The 16,535-nt window shown below is 71.3% G+C and carries 17 protein-coding genes; 8 read left to right on the top strand and 9 right to left on the bottom strand.

From position 1 onward, the window contains the following. Window positions 1–108 precede the first annotated feature (108 nt). The 3 genes from ureG (at window position 109) to FNH04_RS23660 (ending at window position 3,275) form a co-directional block, all read left to right on the top strand. Window positions 109–786, top strand: a complete 678-nt coding sequence (gene ureG, locus FNH04_RS23670; protein ID WP_152787407.1) for an urease accessory protein UreG — start codon at window positions 109–111, stop codon at window positions 784–786. Next, on the top strand, window positions 783–1,541 hold the full coding sequence (locus FNH04_RS23665) for an urease accessory protein UreD (protein ID WP_152787405.1): 759 nt from the start codon (window positions 783–785) through the stop codon (window positions 1,539–1,541). Before ureG ends, FNH04_RS23665 begins: the two co-directional genes overlap by 4 nt. Before the next feature lie 147 nt (window positions 1,542–1,688). Continuing rightward, window positions 1,689–3,275, top strand: coding sequence for an alpha/beta hydrolase (locus tag FNH04_RS23660; protein ID WP_152787417.1), 1,587 nt, complete (start codon window positions 1,689–1,691; stop codon window positions 3,273–3,275). A 181-nt stretch (window positions 3,276–3,456) separates the two neighbouring features. Here the strand turns inward: FNH04_RS23660 and FNH04_RS23655 are convergent, their stop codons facing one another. The 3 genes from FNH04_RS23655 to FNH04_RS23640 all read right to left on the bottom strand — a co-directional run bounded on the left by FNH04_RS23655 (window position 3,457) and on the right by FNH04_RS23640 (window position 6,202). Continuing rightward, a complete protein-coding gene (locus FNH04_RS23655) occupies window positions 3,457–4,182 on the bottom strand; it encodes a lysophospholipid acyltransferase family protein (RefSeq protein WP_322723650.1) in 726 nt (241 codons plus the stop codon). A 567-nt stretch (window positions 4,183–4,749) separates the two neighbouring features. After that, window positions 4,750–5,382, bottom strand: coding sequence for a DUF4232 domain-containing protein (locus tag FNH04_RS23645; RefSeq protein ID WP_152787403.1), 633 nt, complete (start codon window positions 5,380–5,382; stop codon window positions 4,750–4,752). A gap of 358 nt (window positions 5,383–5,740) precedes the next feature. Beyond that, window positions 5,741–6,202: a hypothetical protein gene (locus FNH04_RS23640; protein WP_322723648.1), complete on the bottom strand. Its 462-nt coding sequence runs from the start codon at window positions 6,200–6,202 to the stop codon at window positions 5,741–5,743. 30 nt (window positions 6,203–6,232) lie between these two features. On the opposite strand from FNH04_RS23640, the gene FNH04_RS23635 reads away from it, so the two are divergent. After that, the gene (locus FNH04_RS23635) at window positions 6,233–6,772 is read left to right on the top strand and encodes a hypothetical protein (protein ID WP_228031575.1); all 540 of its coding nucleotides are present in this window, start codon (window positions 6,233–6,235) and stop codon (window positions 6,770–6,772) included. 174 nt (window positions 6,773–6,946) lie between these two features. On the opposite strand, the gene FNH04_RS23630 is transcribed toward FNH04_RS23635, so the two are convergent. The 4 genes from FNH04_RS23630 to FNH04_RS23615 form a co-directional block, all read right to left on the bottom strand. Beyond that, entirely contained in the window at window positions 6,947–7,309 is a 363-nt protein-coding gene (locus FNH04_RS23630; protein ID WP_152787401.1) for a hypothetical protein, read from the bottom strand. After that, window positions 7,306–8,577, bottom strand: coding sequence for an ornithine--oxo-acid transaminase (gene rocD / locus FNH04_RS23625; RefSeq protein WP_152787399.1), 1,272 nt, complete (start codon window positions 8,575–8,577; stop codon window positions 7,306–7,308). The genes FNH04_RS23630 and rocD overlap by 4 nt, the downstream gene beginning before the upstream one ends. Further along, window positions 8,574–9,413: a dimethylargininase gene (ddaH, locus tag FNH04_RS23620; RefSeq protein WP_322723645.1), complete on the bottom strand. Its 840-nt coding sequence runs from the start codon at window positions 9,411–9,413 to the stop codon at window positions 8,574–8,576. Before ddaH ends, rocD begins: the two co-directional genes overlap by 4 nt. A gap of 182 nt (window positions 9,414–9,595) precedes the next feature. Then, window positions 9,596–10,111, bottom strand: coding sequence for an Lrp/AsnC family transcriptional regulator (locus FNH04_RS23615; RefSeq protein WP_152787395.1), 516 nt, complete (start codon window positions 10,109–10,111; stop codon window positions 9,596–9,598). 102 nt (window positions 10,112–10,213) lie between these two features. Between FNH04_RS23615 and FNH04_RS23610 the strand changes: the two genes are divergently transcribed. Genes FNH04_RS23610 through FNH04_RS23595 form a run of 4 tightly spaced genes read left to right on the top strand, consistent with a single transcriptional unit; the run spans window position 10,214 to window position 14,370 of the window. Beyond that, window positions 10,214–10,984, top strand: coding sequence for a LytR/AlgR family response regulator transcription factor (locus FNH04_RS23610; protein WP_152787393.1), 771 nt, complete (start codon window positions 10,214–10,216; stop codon window positions 10,982–10,984). Window positions 10,985–10,997: 13 nt separating this feature from the next. Continuing rightward, entirely contained in the window at window positions 10,998–11,357 is a 360-nt protein-coding gene (locus tag FNH04_RS23605) for a hypothetical protein (protein ID WP_152787391.1), read from the top strand. 27 nt (window positions 11,358–11,384) lie between these two features. Beyond that, the gene (locus tag FNH04_RS23600; RefSeq protein ID WP_152787389.1) at window positions 11,385–13,163 is read left to right on the top strand and encodes a sodium/solute symporter; all 1,779 of its coding nucleotides are present in this window, start codon (window positions 11,385–11,387) and stop codon (window positions 13,161–13,163) included. A gap of 43 nt (window positions 13,164–13,206) precedes the next feature. Further along, complete coding sequence (locus tag FNH04_RS23595; RefSeq protein WP_152787409.1) at window positions 13,207–14,370, top strand: sensor histidine kinase; 1,164 nt, start codon at window positions 13,207–13,209, stop codon at window positions 14,368–14,370. Window positions 14,371–14,402: 32 nt separating this feature from the next. Here FNH04_RS23595 and FNH04_RS23590 read toward each other — a convergent pair whose 3' ends face one another. After that, a complete protein-coding gene (locus FNH04_RS23590) occupies window positions 14,403–14,561 on the bottom strand; it encodes a hypothetical protein (protein ID WP_152787387.1) in 159 nt (52 codons plus the stop codon). Window positions 14,562–14,574: 13 nt separating this feature from the next. Beyond that, window positions 14,575–16,431 (bottom strand): serine/threonine-protein kinase, encoded by a 1,857-nt coding sequence (locus tag FNH04_RS23585; RefSeq protein WP_152787385.1) that lies wholly within the window; start codon window positions 16,429–16,431, stop codon window positions 14,575–14,577. Between the last annotated feature and the right edge of the window lie 104 nt (window positions 16,432–16,535).

The raw sequence follows: 16,535 nt of genomic DNA, 5'->3' as shown, positions 1-16,535 counted from the left end.
CCCCAGTGATGGGACGGGTAGGGGCGGCGGGGGCGAAACCAAGCCCAGCCCAGACCAGCTCAGTTCAGCCCACATCCAGGCCCAAGACCAATGACAGGAGCCACCGCCATGCATCTCGACCACGCCCACGACGGCCCCTCCGCCGTCAGCGCCGACGCGCACCGTCCCGACGGTACTCGCCGTGCCCTGCGTATCGGGCTCGGTGGGCCCGTGGGCTCCGGTAAGACCGCCACTGTCGCCGCGCTCTGCCGTGCCCTGCGCGACGAACTCTCCCTGGCCGTCGTCACCAACGACATCTACACCCGCGAGGACGCCGAGTTCCTGCTCCGGGAAGCCGTGTTGCCGCCCGAGCGGATCACCGCGGTCGAGACCGGCGCGTGTCCCCACACCGCCATCCGGGACGACATCTCGGCGAACCTGGAAGCGGTCGAGGACCTGGAGGACGAGGTGGGGCCGCTGGATCTCATCCTCGTCGAGTCGGGCGGGGACAACCTGACCGCGACCTTTTCCAAGGGGCTCGTGGACGCGCAGATCTTCGTGATCGATGTCGCCGGCGGGGACGACATTCCGCGCAAGGGTGGGCCCGGTGTCACCACCGCTGATCTGCTCGTCGTCAACAAGACGGACCTCGCGCCCCACGTCGGCTCCGATCTCGCCCGGATGGCCGCGGACGCGAAGGCGCAGCGGGCCGAACTGCCCGTGGTGTTCCAGTCGTTGCGGAGTGAGGGCGGCGTCTCGGCCGTGGCCGCCTGGGTGCGGGGGCAGCTCGCCGCGTGGACGGCATGACGACGGCGGGGGTACGGGCCACCGCGCGGATCTCGGCGCGGGACGACGGGCGGGGCGGTACCGCGCTCCCCGTGCTGGAAGGTGACGGGCCGCTCGCGCTGCGCCGCGTCCGGGCCCATGGTGACGAAGCGCGCGTCATGCTCGTCGGGGCCATGAGCGGGCCGCTCGGCGGGGACCGCTTCGCCGTGGAGGCGGAGGTGGGGGAGAGGGCGCGGCTGCGGGTCGGGTCGGCCGCCGCCACGATCGCCCTGCCGGGACAGGCCAAGGGCGAGGCGCGCTACGACGTACGGCTGAGGGTCGCCGCCGGCGGTGAACTGTGCTGGCTGCCCGAGCAGTTGATCTCCACCCAGGAGAGCGAGCTGTACGTGTCCTCGCGGGTCGAACTCACGTCCGGCTCCCGGCTCGTCTTCCGTGAGGAACAGGTACTCGGGCGGGTCGGCGAGGAGCCCGGACGGCTCACCAGCCGTCTCACCGTGCTGCTGGGCGGCCGTCCGTTGCTCGACCAGGAGGTGGCGTGCGGTCCGGGGGCACCGGGCGGCTGGGACGGTCCCGCCGTACTCGCGGGGCATCGCGCACTGGGGCAACTCGTCGTCGTACGACCCGAGTTCGAGGATCGGATGCCCGAGCCGCGAGTCCTCGGCGAGTACGCCGCGCTCAGCCCCCTCGCCGGGCCCGCCGTGCTCGTGACGGCACTCGCACGGGACGCCCTGAAGTTGCGGCGCGTGCTCGACGAGGCGCTCGCGTCACTCGGCTGACACCGGCCGCACCGCTCACCGGAACGTCGCACACCGGCTATCGGATTAGTAAAGAAGCTTCACCGTCTCTGTTCTCAGCCACCTCACAGGGGCAAGGATCCCCGTTGACCATTTCAACGAGGCACGGGGAGTTCCCACTTGAGAGGTATGCGACCGACCAGGCGCGCTGCGGCGCTGGGTTCAGCGGGGGCACTCGTCACGGCGGCCCTGATAGCCGGTACCGTGACCGCGCCCGCGGCCAGTGCGGACACCCGCACCAGCAAGGACGCGGAGGCGCGCGGCGTCTTTGTCGCGGCGGCCGAGGCCGCCAAGAAGGGCATCGACTGGCAGGACTGCCCCGAGGACTGGGGCCTGGAGAAGCCGATCCAGTGCGGCTGGGTGACAGTGCCGCTCGACTACGCGAAGCCGTACGGCAAGCAGATCAAGCTCGCCGTCGACCGCATCGGTAACACGGGCACCAAGGCGGAGCGGCAGGGCGCCCTCGTGTACAACCCGGGCGGGCCGGGAGGTTCGGGGCTGCGCTTCCCGCGCCGGGTCACGACCAAGAACCCGCTCTGGGCCGCCGCGGCCAAGGCGTACGACTTCGTGGGCTTCGACCCGCGCGGTGTGGGCCACTCGGCGCCCATCTCCTGTATCGACCCGCAGGAGTTCGTGAAGGCGCCCAAGCTGGACCCGGTCCCGGACTCCGAGGCCGACAAGCGCGCCCACCGCAAGCTCGCCGCCGAGTACGCGGACGGCTGCAAGGAGCGCAGCGGCGCGATGCTGCCGCACATGACGACGCCGAACACGGCACGCGACCTGGACGTCATCCGGGCCGCGCTGGGGGAGAAGAAGCTCAACTTCCTCGGTGTCTCGTACGGCACGTACATCGCCGCCGTGTACGGCACGCTCTTCCCGACCCATGTGCGCCGTATGGTGGCCGACAGCGTCGTCAACCCGTCGCGGGAGAAGATCTGGTACCAGGCGAACCTGGACCAGGACGTCGCCTTCGAGAGCCGCTGGAAGGACTGGACGAAGTGGGTCGCGCAGAACGACGCGACGTTCCACCTCGGCGACACCCGGGCCGAGGTGCAGGAGAAGTGGCTGGAGCTGCGCGCCGCCGCCAAGAAGGACCCGATCGGCGGGCTCGTCGGCCCGGCCGAGCTGATCTCCTTCTTCCAGAGCGCCCCGTACTACGACTCCGCGTGGGTGCCGACCGCCACCGTGTGGAGCAAGTACGCCGCCGGTGACACCCAGGCGCTCGTCGACGCCGCCGCCCCGGATCTCGGCGACACCGCGGGCAACGCCGCCTCGGAGAACGGCAACGCCGTCTACACCGCGGTCGAGTGCGCCGACGCCAAGTGGCCCACGAGCTGGAGGACCTGGGACCGCGACAACACGCTGCTCCACAAGGACCACCCGTTCATGACCTGGGCCAACGCCTGGATGAACCTGCCCTGTGCCACCTGGAAGTCCAAGCAGCACACTCCGGTGGAGGTGAAGACGAGGAAGGGCCTGCCGCCCGTTCTGATCGTCCAGTCCGAGCGTGACGCGGCCACGCCGTACGAGGGTGCCGTCGAACTGCACAAGCGGTTCAAGGGCTCCCGCCTGATCACCGAGAAGGACGCGGGCTCGCACGGTGTCACGGGGCTGGCCAACCCGTGCGTCAACGAACGCGTGGACACCTACCTGCTCACCGGCAAGGTGGACAAGGCCGACGTGACGTGCGCACCGCACGCCACGCCCAAGCCGTAAGCCGCACGTGGCGGAGAGGGGGCGACCGGCATCTCCGGTCGCCCCTTCCTCATGACCGCCGTGCGGCAGGGCGCCTCACCCGCAGGTCCTGCGAGGGTGGGCACTCGGCCGAGCAGCCAGGTGAAGCCGTCGTGCCGGCCGGGGGCGAGGAGGTCGCACGCCGGCCGGTCGGGGCGACTGGTCAGCTGAGCGGCATCCGGGGAAACCTGCGCTCCTTGGCCGCGTTCTCCTCGGCCTGCTGCGCCTTGACCACGGCCGCGTACTCGTCGACGTACTCCTGCTCGGAGAGCGAGAGGATCGCGTACATGATCTCGTCGGTGACGGCGCGCAGGATGGCCTTCTCGTTCTCCATGCCGGCGTAGCGGGAGAAGTCGAGGGGCTTGCCGAAGCGGATGACCACGGGGTGGATGTTGGGGATGACCTTGCCCGGCGGCTGCGCCTCGAACGTGCCGATCATCGCGCAGGGGATGACCGGGACCCCCGCCTTGAGAGCCATCACCGCCACACCGACCTTGCCCTTGTACAGGCGGCCGTCGTGCGAGCGCGTGCCCTCCGGATAGATCCCGAGCAGCTCGTCCTTGCTGAGCACGCCGAGCCCCTCGCGGATCGCGGCCTGGCCCGCCTCCTTGCCGGAGCGGTCGACCGGGATCTGCCCGGCGCTGCGGAAGAAGTGGGCCGTCAGCCGGCCCTTGATGCCGGGGCCCGTGAAGTACTCGGCCTTCGCGAGGAAGGTGATGCGCCGCTTCAGCACCGCGGGCATCAGGAAGTGGTCCGAGAACGACAGGTGGTTGCCCGCGACGATGGCGGCACCCGACGAAGGCACGTGTTCGAGGCCCTCGATACGTGGCCGGAAGACCAGTCTCAGCAGGGGTCCCAGAAGCACGTACTTGAGCACGTAGTAGAACACAGTGTCCCTCTCTCTACCGTATCGGCTCTGTAGGCGTGTTCTGCCACGTCACCGCACGCATCTACGGACTCAGTCGTTTCGAGGGTGTAACCGCCTGTGATCAGGTCTGATCGGACTCATGCTGACTCCTTGCTGAGTTTGCTCACGCGGCGTCAGTTACCTGAACGCTAATGCGGCTCTCGCGATGCCCGCGATCAATCCTAGCCCGATTCGGTGCGCCCCTTGGAGCCCCCGGAGGCCCCTGAACTGCCCCCTTGCCGCCCTCATGGATGACTCACCGGACCGTGACGGTGTGCGCGAGGCGCGGCTTCGTGACGCGGTCTGGCCCGGACTGTGCGTCATGTGGTGTGCGTCGCCCTCCCTGAACTGACCGCCAAGGGCCCCTGACCTGCGACTGTTCACCGGTGGATCCATGAGCAGATGCTCGCGGAGTTGCCGGACATGGCAGGCAGTGCCGAGGACTGCCCCCGATACGAGCCCTCGGACATCAGGGGCGTCGTGCTGGCTCCCGGGCTGGTGCACCTGACCTACGAGACCACGATCAACCCGGAGGTCGAAGCAGCGCGTCTACAAGCTGAGCGCGTCCTCCGCGTTGCCCACCCAGGGAGTCACTGAGTTCATGTCGGGTGAGACGTACAGGCCGGGAGCCGGCGCCTTGAGCGGCGTCTGCTCCAGGTCGGACTCGGTGTTCATGGTCATCGCGATCGAGTCGACGGTCTTCCCCTTGCCGTCGTCGGCGCCGCCCATGAGCCCGGCGTAGGCCGACTCGCCCGGCTCGAGCCTGATCGCGTCCTCGATACCGGGGGCCGTGCCCCGCTCCGTTGCCTGCCCGTCCAGATCGCCGAAGGTCACAACCGGGTGGCCCAGCGCCCTGCACGCCTTGGTGCCCTTGTTGGTGATCTTCAGCAGGTAGCTGCTGGTCGTGGGTTCTGCCAAGGTCGCGGTGAACTTCACGTCGTACGTGCTGCACGGGAAGACGTCGTAGTCGGGGTCGGGCGACGAGCCGTCCCCGTCGCCGGACGAGCCCTTGTCCGGCGACGCCGACGGCGTCGCGGGCTTCGTCGGGCTCACGGACTTCGCCGGGCTCGCGGTCGGCCCCCCGGCCCCGCCCGCCGCGTCGTCTTCGGTGGGCTCACACGCGGTCAGGGCCAGTGTGCATACGGCGGCGAGGAGTACGGCGGTTCTGCGGACGGTGCTCATGGTGGTGTTCCCCCCGAACGAGAAGCGCGAAGTGCGCTGGGCTGAGCAGAAGCGTCCCGCAGGAGCTTCACGGTTTGGTGACGTGGCCTTGCCGAATCCACGACGATCGCCCGCGTGGGCGGCATTTCGCCTCGGGAGACGGAAGACGGCCGGGGCAGGCCGGTGCCGTGCTGGAAGGCGGAACCTTCCTCGAAGCGAGGCAGATGAGCCGCCGGACCCTACCCGCCCCTGCTCTCGTCGTCGCCTTCGCGGCGCTCGACGACGGCAGCGGAGACTGCGAACCGAACGACGAGGTCCTTGCCGCCGCTCCGAACTGGGCGACCGCGATGCCACTCATAGCGATGCGCTCTCTCGTTGCTCACCCGGCCGGCCCCGGGGCCGCCGTCCGGAAGAGGTTCAGGAGGGTTCGGGCCGACGGGGAGTCCGCGTCGAAGAACTGCGTGTTCAGCGCGGGTGGCACGGCCGGCCCGTGCATGCGGACCTCGTGGCAGGTGAAGCAGAACGCCGCCTCGAACAGCGCCAGGTCGAGGGAGTCCTCGTACGCCCGGATGCTCCAGCCCGGCGAGAAGCCGCAGCGGTACTGTCCGCTGTCGGGCAAGGTTCCGATCAGGGTCAGGGCGTCGGCGGCTTCCCTCCCGGTCCAGTGGGCGACCACCCTGCCGGGATACGGGACGCCCCGCTCGGCCGGGAGGGCGGAGATCCGTACGACCTCGATCAGGGCGGTGACGGCAACGGCTTCGGCAGGGAGCTGCATGGGCTCAGTCTCCTCGCCGCACTGGCCGCCCGGCCAGACGAGTTCGACGAACTGAGCTTCGTCCACCGGGCCGTTGGACCTGCGAGAGTCACCCGCATGCATCATGACCGTGTGACCAAAACTGATGAAGCCCGGTCTCTGTCACCTGCTGACGCGGGCGCGTTACTTGCGCTGGCTGATGGCTACCACGCGCGAACCGTGCGCCCGCTGGGCAGCACCGAGACTGCCGGGCACGTGGTGAAGTCCTATGCGATCGAGGCGCCTGGACGGGCCGTGACGGACCAGGACGCACAGGCCGCGCTGCGTATCGCGGCCGCTCACCTGTCGTCGGCCTGTCTGCGGGGCTCCATCGGGCTTTCCGTGCTGCTGGTGCATGCCGGCGGCGACGGTGACTACGTCCTCGTGCACACGTGGATCGAGGGATACATGTCGGACCTCGCCGTCTTCACCGGCCCGGCCGGGGAGATCAACGGGCTGCGGCCCGGCCGGTCCGGCCTTGCCCCGTGCGTGTGGGAAGCGGCGGTACTGGCCCACGAACGGGACGCGTTCAGCCGGCACGTGCTGGACGGAGCCGGCGCTCTCGAAGAGCGGCTGTCCGCATGGCGCGGCGACGTGCTGCAAGGCGAGGTTCGCTGACGGGCACCGCGATGCCACGGGGGGACGCCGTGCGTGCCCCGCCGGGAGAGCCGCGGCACCGAACAAGAACGCGCGACGGCCGCGGCGCGCGCACGCGCCCGCCGGCCGTGTCTCCCGTCTCCCCGCCCGGTCATGCTCGGACGCCCGCCGGGACGGCATTCTGCCCCCGCATCCTCAGGAGTTGCCGAGCGCCAGGTCGTAGCGGCCCTTCTTGGCCATGCCCGGCACCACGGGCCGGCGCCGGCCGACTCCGTCCACGTCGAAGGACAGGGCGAGACGGAAGACCTGGACGAGAGCGACCTGGAACCGTCCGGCCGGCGCGTGCGGCTCTACGGCGAACGCGTCAGCGTCAGCGCCGACGGAGTGGTCGGCGGACCGTCCGGTACCCAGGGCCCGACCGGCGAAGTCGCCGGATTCGATCTCGCCGGATTCGATGGCGCCGGAAGGGTTCCGACCGTCCGTGCCCAGCCGCCACGCGCCCCCGGGGAGCCGCTCTCCGCGGAGCGACGCCCCAGGGGGCGGCGCAGGCGTGCTCACATGCCTTGTGTCAGCACCTTCTCCAGGGCCCCCAGCGCCGACCGGAGCTCCTCGCCGGTGATCGTGAGTGGCGGAGCGAGGCGGATCGTCGATCCGTGGGTGTCCTTGACCAGGATCCCCTCGGCCATGAGGCGCTCGCTGATCGCGCGGCCCGTGCCGAACGCGGGGTCGATGTCGACGCCCGCCCACAGACCGCGCGCCCGGAAGCCGACGACCCCCCTGCCCAGCAGGGCGGCCAGACCGTCGCTCAGGATCACCCCCAGATCGGCAGCCCGGCGCTGGAACTCGCCCGTCTCCAGCAGCTCGACGACCGCGGAGCCGACCGCCGCGGCGAGCGGGTTGCCGCCGAACGTGGACCCGTGCTCGCCCGGACGGAGGACGCCGAGCACCTCACGGCGCCCGACCACCGCCGACACCGGCACGATGCCGCCGCCGAGCGCCTTGCCGAGCAGGACGAGGTCGGGGAGGACCCGCTCGTGCTCCACGGCGAGGGTGCGGCCGGTGCGGCCCAGACCCGACTGGATCTCGTCCGCGATGAACAGGCACCCGGTGCGGGCCGTCAGCTCGCGCACACCGGTGAGATAGCCCTCGTCCGGGATGATCACGCCCGCCTCGCCCTGGACCGGCTCGATCAGCACCGCGGCCGTCGTGTCGTCCACGGCCGCCTCCAGCGCGGCGAGGTCGTTGTACGGGACGACCCGGAAGCCGGGCGTGAACGGGCCGAAGCCGGTGCGCGCGACCGGGTCCGTCGAGAAGCTGACGATCGTCGTCGTCCGACCGTGGAAGTTGCCGTCCGCCACCACGACCGTGGCCCGGTCGGCGGGGACGCCCTTCACCTCGTACGCCCACTTGCGGGCCACCTTCACGGCGCTCTCCACGGCCTCGGCGCCCGTGTTCATCGGCAGCACCATGTCCAGGCCCGTCAGCGCGGCCAGGCCCTCGGCGAACCCGGCGAGCCGGTCGTTGTGGAAGGCCCGCGAGGTCAGGGTCAGCAGATCGAGCTGGCGGTGGGCGGCCTCGATCAGCGCCGGGTGGCGATGGCCGAAGTTGAGCGCCGAGTAGCCCGCCAGCATGTCCAGATAGCGGCGGCCCTCGACGTCCTCCACCCAGGCGCCCCCGGCACGGGCGACCACCACGGGCAGCGGATGGTAGTTGTGCGCGAGGACCGGCTCCTCGGCACGGATCAGCTCGGCGGACGACCGCGACAGCGGGGCGGACGAGGAGGCGCGGACGTCGGTGGAGTCCTGCGTACGGACGGGAGCGGTCATGAGCGGATCTCCTGAGTGCAGCACTTGATGCCGCCGCCGGCCTTGTGGAACTCCGACAGGTCGACGGGGACGGGGAGGTAGCCCTGGCGCGCCAGCTGGTCGGCGAGCTCCTTGGCGCGCGGTGCGATGAAGACATGGCGGCCGTCGGACACCGAGTTCAGCCCGAACGCCATCGCGTCCTGGCGCGTGGCGAGCACCGCGTCGGGATACAGCCGCGCGAGCACCCCGCGGCTGCCCGGTGAGAACGCCTCCGGGTAGTAGGCGATGTTCCCGGGGGGCCCGTCGGGCCCGCCGTCCTCGCTGTCCAGGACGAACAGCGCGGTGTCCAGGTGGTAGAAGTGCGGGTCCACCAGCTGAAGACTGATCACCGGGACCCCGAAGAACTCCTGCACCTCCTGGTGCGTCTCGCGGGTCGTACGGAAACCGGTGCCGGCCAGGATCCAGCGGCCGGCCGGGACCAGGTCGCCCTCGCCCTCGCACACCGACCCGGGCCGGTGCACCTCGTACCCGGCGTCCCTGAACCAGCTGTCATAGGCGAGGGACTCGGGGCGCCGCTCGGGCGCGTGGAAGAGGGAGCCGAAGACACGGCCCTCCAGGACGAGCGCGGAGTTCGCCGCGAACACCATGTCGGGGAGGTCCGCGACGGGCTCCACGGTGTCCACGGTGTGGCCGTGGTCCCGGTAGGCGCGGACAAGCTCACGCCACTGGTGCCCGGCGAGATCGACGTCGACGGGTTGGTCCGGGTGCATCCACGGGTTGATCGCGTACTCCACGGCGAAGTGTCTGGGTTCGCAGACGAGGAATCGCCGCCGGCGCGGCACACGGCTTTCGGGCACAGAGGGGTTCCTCCGCTTCCTGCGGTGCGATGGGGGTGTGACACCACGGTAGGAAGCCGATACGGCGAGTGACAAGCCGGGAAAGTTGCGTGTCGGCGCAGGAATGCTGCGTTCTGGAAGGATTCGGCGCACGTCTGATGCGTCGTCGGACGGTGTCGTACGCACCTTCGGACGCCCGTCGGTCACCCACCGCGGTACGCGTCCGCGGAGCCACCCTCCGGAGCGGGCTGGCTGGCCCCCGCCTCCGGGCTGTCCGGAAGGAGGTGGGACAGCACCATGGAGCTGACCGTCTTCCGGATGAACGGCTCCGTACGGATCCGCTCCAGCACCTCCTCGAAGTGCTCGACGTCCCGCGCCCGCACATGCAACAGCGCGTCCGCGCCACCGGTCACCGTCATCGCGGCCACGATCTCCGGATGGTTGCGCACGACCTCCGCCAGCCTCCGGGGCGGCGCCGCGCCCTCGCAGTACACCTCGACGTACGCCTCCGTACGCCAGCCGAGCGCCGACGGCTGCACAGTGGCCGAGAACCCGGTGATCACCCCGGTCTCCCGCAGCCGGTCCACACGCCGCTTGACCGCCGTCGCCGACAGACCGATCACCGCGCCGATCTCGGCGAAGCTGCTCCTGGCGTTCGCCATCAGCGCGCTGATGATCTTCCGGTCGAGCTCGTCGAACGGCGCCGGCCTGCTGCTCATACCCGGCACCCTATCCAGCGCCCCCGCCCACGCCCCATCCAGCGGATACGTCCACGCCGGGCACGTGTCCAGTCGTACGAATTGCTCCTACACTCCACCCTCATGCTGCGCGCGCTCGCCGTCGATGACGAGAAACCATCCCTCGAGGAACTCCTCTACCTGCTGAGGGCCGACCCCCGGGTCAGCAGCGCCGAGGGCGCGGGCGGCGCGACCGAGGCGCTGCGCCGCATCAACCGGGCCCTGGAGTCCGGACCCGGCGGACCCGAGGCGATCGACGTCGTCTTCCTCGACATCCACATGCCGGGACTCGACGGGCTCGACATGGCCCGCCTGCTCACGGGCTTCGCACGCCCGCCGCTCGTCGTCTTCGTCACCGCCCACGAGGGCTTCGCCGTCCAGGCCTTCGACCTCAAGGCCGTCGACTACGTGCTCAAACCCGTCCGCAGGGAACGGCTCGCCGAGGCGGTCCGTCGCGTCGTCGAACTGCGCGCCGCCGAACTGCCGGACACCGGCCCGCCGATACCCGTCCACGAACCCGACCCGGACCACATACCCGTCGAGCTCGGCGGTGTGACCCGCTTCGTGGCCGTCGACGACATCACCCATGCCGAGGCCCAGGGCGACTACGCCCGCCTGCACACCACCCAGGGCAGTCATCTCCTCCGTATCCCGCTCTCCACCCTGGAGGAGCGCTGGCGGGCCCGTGGCTTCGTCCGCATCCACCGCCGCCATCTCGTCGCCCTGCGCCACATCGGCGAGCTCCGCCTCGACGCGGGCACCGTGAGCGTCCTGGTCGGCGAGGTCGAACTCCAGGTCAGCCGCCGCCACGCCCGCGAACTGCGCGACCTGCTGATGCGCCGGACCACGGGCTGAGGAGGACTTCCCGATGCCTCAGGACCCGACCGAACGCCGCGTCGTCGTCACCGGAGTGCCCCGGCGCACCCGCCGCACCTCCGGCTACTACCGCCCCCGCACCGAGATCGACGAGCAGACCACCCTCGGCCACACCTATGTCCGCTCGCTCATGCGCAGCCAGCTCCGGGCCGGTCTCGGCGTGTTCGCGGTGCTCGTCCTGCTGGTCGGACCGCTGCCGCTGGTGTTCGCGGCGATGCCCGACAGCGCCGGCCTCGAATGGGCCGTCCTCGGCTTCGGCATCTACCCGCCGCTCGTCCTCCTCGCCCGCTGGCACGTACGCCGCGCCGAACGGAACGAGCGGGACTTCGCGCGGCTCGTCGAGGACCGCTGAGGACCGGGGCACAGGGGAGTCGGCACCATGAACGAGAACTACGCCGTGCCCGCGGTCGCCCTGGTCGTCGTGGCGACCGTCCTCGTCGGCGCGTTCGGCCTGCGCATATCGCGCACGACCTCCGACTTCTACGTCGCCTCCCGCACCGTCGGGCCCCGCCTGAACGCGGCCGCGATCAGCGGCGAGTACCTGTCCGCCGCGTCCTTCCTCGGTATCGCGGGCCTCGTCCTGGTCCAGGGCCCCGACATGCTCTGGTACCCGGTCGGCTACACGGCGGGCTACCTCGTGCTGCTGCTGTTCGTCGCGGCCCCGCTGCGCCGCTCCGGGGCGTACACCCTGCCGGACTTCGCCGAGGCCCGGCTCGCCTCACCGGCCGTGCGGCGGCTGGCGGGAGCCTTCGTCGTCGGCGTCGGCTGGCTGTATCTGCTGCCCCAGCTCCAGGGCGCCGGACTGACGCTGACCGTGCTCACCGGCGCGCCCGGCTGGCTGGGCGCGGTGATCGTCGCGGTCGTCGTTTCCGCGACCGTGGCCGCGGGCGGTATGCGCAGCATCACCTTCGTACAGGCCTTCCAGTACTGGCTCAAGCTCACCGCGCTGCTGGTCCCCGCCCTCTTCCTGGTCCTCGCCTGGCAGGGCGACGGAGCCCCGCGCCACGCCTTCGACGAGCCCGCGGCCTTCCGCGAGCAGCGGGTCGTCCGCGTGGACGACAGCCTGGACCTCAAGCTCGACCGCCCCCTCCGCGTCACCGTCTCCGGTACGGTCGACGGCCGCCGTCACGAGGAGGAGCGCCTCGACCTCCCGGCCGGCACCCACCGCATCGAGCGCGGCACCCGGCTCACCTTCACCAAGGGCGACCCCGTCCCCGTGGCCGACCGCGGCAGCAACGGCGGTATGTCGACCTCCCTCGCCGCGGGCCGCGAGGAACGCCCGCTCTACGCCACGTACGGACTGATCCTCGCCACGTTCCTCGGCACCATGGGCCTGCCCCACGTCGTCGTGCGCTTCTACACCAGCCCGCACGGTGTCGCCGCCCGCCGCACCACCGTCGTCGTCCTCGGCCTGATCGGCGCCTTCTACCTGCTGCCGCCCCTCTACGGCGCGCTCGGCCGCCTCTACGCCCCCGACCTCACCCTCACCGGCGACGCCGACGCGGCGGTCCTGCTCCTGCCGGACCGCATGATCGGCGGACTCGGCGGCGACCTGCTGGGCGCGCTGGTGGCCGGCGGGGCGTTCGCGGCGTTCCTGTCCACCGCGTCGGGGCTGACCATGGCCGTGGCGGGCGTCCTCACCCAGGACGTGCTGCCCTCACGCGGCGTACGGCACTTCCGGCTCGGCACGGTCCTCGCGCTGGCCGTACCGCTCGCGGCCAGCGTGCTGGTGGGCGGACTGCCGGTGGCCGACGCGGTGGGCCTCGCCTTCGCCGTGTCCGCCTCGTCCTTCTGCCCGCTGCTCGTCCTCGGCATCTGGTGGCGGCGGCTCACCCCGCCGGGCGCAGCCACCGGAATGCTGGTCGGCGGGGGATCGGCACTCGTCGCGGTCGCGGCGACCATGGCGGGCTTCACCGGTGACGGGACCCTGCACGCGCTGCTGGCCTGGCCCGCGCTCTGGTCCGTGCCGCTCGGGTTCCTCACGATGGTGCTGGTGTCCCTGGCCACCCCGGGGAAGGTCCCGCCCGAGACGTCGGCCATCCTGGCGCGGTTCCATCTGCCGGAGCAACTCGCCGGCGGTCAGGTGCGCGGCGCCGCCAAGGAGATCGAGGCACGGGCCGGCTCGTGGAGGAAGGTGAGGACACGTGGGAACGGGTGAGGTCACCGGATTCCTCGCCGGGCTGTGCGTGGCGGTGCTCCCGATGCTGGCCGCCGGGTTCTGGCTCGGCCGCCGTACGGCACGGCCGCGCAGCCTGGGCGGGCTCGGCACACCCGTCGAGCACGCCACCTTCGAGACCCTGCACACCGCCTCGCTCGCGGCGCCCCCGCTGCGCGCCGGGCTCACCGAGGAGACGGCCCGCAAGCCCGCCAAGCGGCTGCGCACCCTGCTCGGCACGGACGCGCTCTGCCTTACCGACCACGAGGCGGTCCTCGCCTGGGACGGCGTCGGCGAGCACCACCGCGCCGAGATCATGGAGCGGCTCGCGGGCCCCCTGGAGACCGGGCGTGGTGAGGCGTTCCGCCTGAAGTGCGAGGAGCCGGACTGCCCGGTGCGCTGGGCCGTCGTCGCCCCCCTCACCGTCGACGACCGTGTCCACGGCGCCCTCGTCGCCTGCGCGCCCCGCGAGTCCGCCGTCCTCGTCCGCGCCGCCGGAGAGGTCGCCCGCTGGGTCTCCGTCCAGCTGGAGCTGGCCGATCTGGACCAGTCCCGCACCCGCCTCATCGAGGCCGAGATCAAGGCCCTGCGCGCCCAGATCTCCCCGCACTTCATCTTCAACTCGCTCGCGGTGATCGCCTCGTTCGTCCGTACCGACCCCGAGCGCGCCCGCGAACTCCTCCTGGAGTTCGCCGACTTCACCCGCTACTCGTTCCGCAGACACGGCGACTTCACCACCCTCGCCGACGAACTGCACGCCATCGACCACTATCTGGCGCTCGTACGGGCCCGCTTCGGGGACCGTCTCTCGGTCACCCTCCAGATCGCCCCGGAGGTACTCCCGGTCGCGCTGCCCTTCCTCTGTCTGCAGCCGCTCGTCGAGAACGCCGTCAAGCACGGTCTGGAGGGGAAGGTCGACAAGAGCCACATCAGCATCACGGCGCAGGACGCGGGCGCCGAGGCCCTGGTCGTCATCGAGGACGACGGCGTCGGCATGGACCCGGATCTGCTACGGCGCATCCTCGCCGGGGAGGTCAGCCCTTCGGGGGGCATCGGCCTGTGCAACGTCGACGAGCGGCTCCGCCAGGTGTACGGCGACGACCACGGCCTCGTGATCGAGACCGCGGTGGGTGCCGGAATGAAGATCGCCGCCCGGCTGCCGAAGTACCAGCCGGGCGTGCACTCGGGGGGGCGGCTGCCCCGGGAGTGAGATGTGGTTGCCGCGGTTCGGGCGCCGCGGTGTCATGTGTTCCGCGAGGCCACCATGCCGAGTGTGATCAGGCCGAGGACGACCCAGCCGAACCAGAGCCACCCGTTGGATCCGAGAGCCACCGTGTAGGCCGTCACCATGACGAGCCCACCCACGGTGAGAACCCCCATCGTCTTCGTAGAACCGGGCATCGCAACACCCTCCTCAGACCGCGTCTGCCTCCATGGTGCCCCCGTTTTGCGTACGGACGGTGCAGACCGCGAAATGTGTGGACGTGTTCCAGTCGTTCTCGCTGATCCAGGAGTCGGACTCGTAGACGCTGGGGTCGTAGCCGTAGTCGATCGGTTTCACGCTTTCCCGGCAGACCCCGGTCGCCTCGGCCTGCGCCCTGTCGTAGGTCATCTCCGGATCCAGCCGGGCGAAACCGAGGACGCGCTGGTCGTGGGGGCCCTCGCATGCGACGAGACGGGCGTTCTCGTCGGAGATCCGCTTCAGGCAGTCCTGCTTCTGCATGTTCGCCGTGGTGTGGAACCGCATCCCCATCTCGCGGTACTCCCCGAGCGGCCCGTACACCGGACGGCTCGCGCCCAGCACCAGACAGGCGACCTTGCGCCCCGCCGTCTCGAAGCCGTCCTCGGTCGGGAGAACCGCGTAGGCGCGTACGTCCGCGAGCCTGCCCCGGATCTCCTTGGTGCGCTCCTCGCACCCGCTGTGTCCGTTCGCGGCGGCGTCCTGCGCCGAGCCGGCCTCGAACAGGGCCATCACCTGCCCGTCCGTGTCGTTGCCGAGGCACCGCACACGCTGGAGCCCGGGTGTGCCGGTGAACGGGGTGCTCGGCCAGACGGCGTCGACGCAGTCGCCGTCCTCCAGCGGCCCGTCCAGCCCTACGGCCGAGCCGTACGGCTTCCCGCCGCCGACCGGAGGCAGGTTCGCGAGGGCGTACCAGGCACCACCCACGGCGAGAACGGCCCCGAGCACGCCGGCCAGCAGCCCCAGCAGGACGCGGGGACGCTTGCGGCCGTGCCGACCGGTGGACCGCGGGAAGGGACTCTCGTCGACGGGCGCGACGGGCGCGACGGGCGCGACGGGCGGCAAGGGGAGCGGGGCCGCCTGCCCGGGAGACGCCGTCTCGGTCGCCCCGATCGCCCACGGCGGCTCCGAGCCCGGGTCCGGCTGCGTCCGGGGACGCGACCGGGGCATGAGGATCGCGGAGAGCGCGGCCTCGGTCTCCGCCGCGGTGATCCGCCGGCCGGGGTCCTTGGTGAGCATGGCGGCCAGCAGCGGTTCCAGCGCGCCGGCCCGCAGCGGCGGAGCCGGTTCCTCCAGTACGACGGCGGTGAGCGCCGCGAGATCCGTGTCGCGCTCGAAGGGGCCGTGGCCCTCTGCGCCGTAGTAGAGCGTGCAGCCGAGCGAGAACAGGTCGGCCGCGGCCGTGGGCGGCCCGCCCTGGGCCCGCTCCGGAGCCAGGTACCCGGACGTGCCGACCAGCACGTGCTCGCCCGTGTACCGCGGCTCGTCGCCGCCGGGCTGCACGGAGATGCCGTAGTCGGTGAGCAGGACACGCGCGTACGGCGAGCCCGTGCGGTCCGGGGCCAGCAGGATGTTGGCGGGCTTCACGTCCCGGTGCATGATGCCCCGCTCGTGCCCAGCGGTCAGCGCGTCCAGCACGGCCAGACCGACGCGCGCGCACTCGGCGGGAGGAAGCGGCCCGCGCCGGGCGACGAGGGCGCGCAGGTCGATCGCGCCCGGCACGTACTCCATCACGATCCAGGGCAGGCCCTCGTGCTCCAGCACGTCGTGCACGGTCACCACGTTCTGGTGGTGGCGCAGCCAGGCGGCGTGCCGGGCCTCCGTACGGGCGCGGGCGATCCGGGCGGAGCGGTCCCGGGCGGCCTCGCCGGGATCGCGGAACACGATCTCCTTGAGCGCGACCTCGCAGTCCAGCCGCTGGTCGTGGGCGAGCCATACATGCCCCATGCCGCCCGTGCCCAGCCGGTTGAGCAGGAGATAGCGACCGGCGATGACCCGGCCGGCTCCCGACTCCGGTGCTCCTGATGACATCCGGTCACTCTCCGGGGTGCGGTGCGATGGCTAGGCCGGGGTCGGGCTTTCGGTGGGGGGTGGCTGTCCGGAAGAGGAGGGTGGCCGAGCGGAGGGTACGGGGG

Origin of the sequence: Streptomyces phyllanthi, from assembly GCF_009377205.1 — a bacterium.
GTDB lineage: Bacteria > Actinomycetota > Actinomycetes > Streptomycetales > Streptomycetaceae > Streptomyces > Streptomyces phyllanthi.
The sequence above is the reverse complement of the archived record's forward strand: the minus strand, read 5'-3'. Positions and strand labels throughout refer to the sequence as shown.

Coding starts and splice junctions, on each gene's coding strand:
- FNH04_RS23645 (WP_152787403.1), bottom strand. CDS start 5,382: ATGAGCACCGTCCGCAGAACCGCCGTACTCCTCGCCGCCGTATGCACA.
- FNH04_RS23595 (WP_152787409.1), top strand. CDS start 13,207: ATGCTGGCCGCCGGGTTCTGGCTCGGCCGCCGTACGGCACGGCCGCGC.
- FNH04_RS23665 (WP_152787405.1), top strand. CDS start 783: ATGACGACGGCGGGGGTACGGGCCACCGCGCGGATCTCGGCGCGGGAC.
- FNH04_RS23600 (WP_152787389.1), top strand. CDS start 11,385: ATGAACGAGAACTACGCCGTGCCCGCGGTCGCCCTGGTCGTCGTGGCG.
- FNH04_RS23615 (WP_152787395.1), bottom strand. CDS start 10,111: ATGAGCAGCAGGCCGGCGCCGTTCGACGAGCTCGACCGGAAGATCATC.
- FNH04_RS23660 (WP_152787417.1), top strand. CDS start 1,689: ATGCGACCGACCAGGCGCGCTGCGGCGCTGGGTTCAGCGGGGGCACTC.
- FNH04_RS23590 (WP_152787387.1), bottom strand. CDS start 14,561: ATGCCCGGTTCTACGAAGACGATGGGGGTTCTCACCGTGGGTGGGCTC.
- rocD (WP_152787399.1), bottom strand. CDS start 8,577: ATGACCGCTCCCGTCCGTACGCAGGACTCCACCGACGTCCGCGCCTCC.
- ureG (WP_152787407.1), top strand. CDS start 109: ATGCATCTCGACCACGCCCACGACGGCCCCTCCGCCGTCAGCGCCGAC.
- FNH04_RS23585 (WP_152787385.1), bottom strand. CDS start 16,431: ATGTCATCAGGAGCACCGGAGTCGGGAGCCGGCCGGGTCATCGCCGGT.
- FNH04_RS23635 (WP_228031575.1), top strand. CDS start 6,233: ATGCATCATGACCGTGTGACCAAAACTGATGAAGCCCGGTCTCTGTCA.
- FNH04_RS23610 (WP_152787393.1), top strand. CDS start 10,214: ATGCTGCGCGCGCTCGCCGTCGATGACGAGAAACCATCCCTCGAGGAA.
- FNH04_RS23605 (WP_152787391.1), top strand. CDS start 10,998: ATGCCTCAGGACCCGACCGAACGCCGCGTCGTCGTCACCGGAGTGCCC.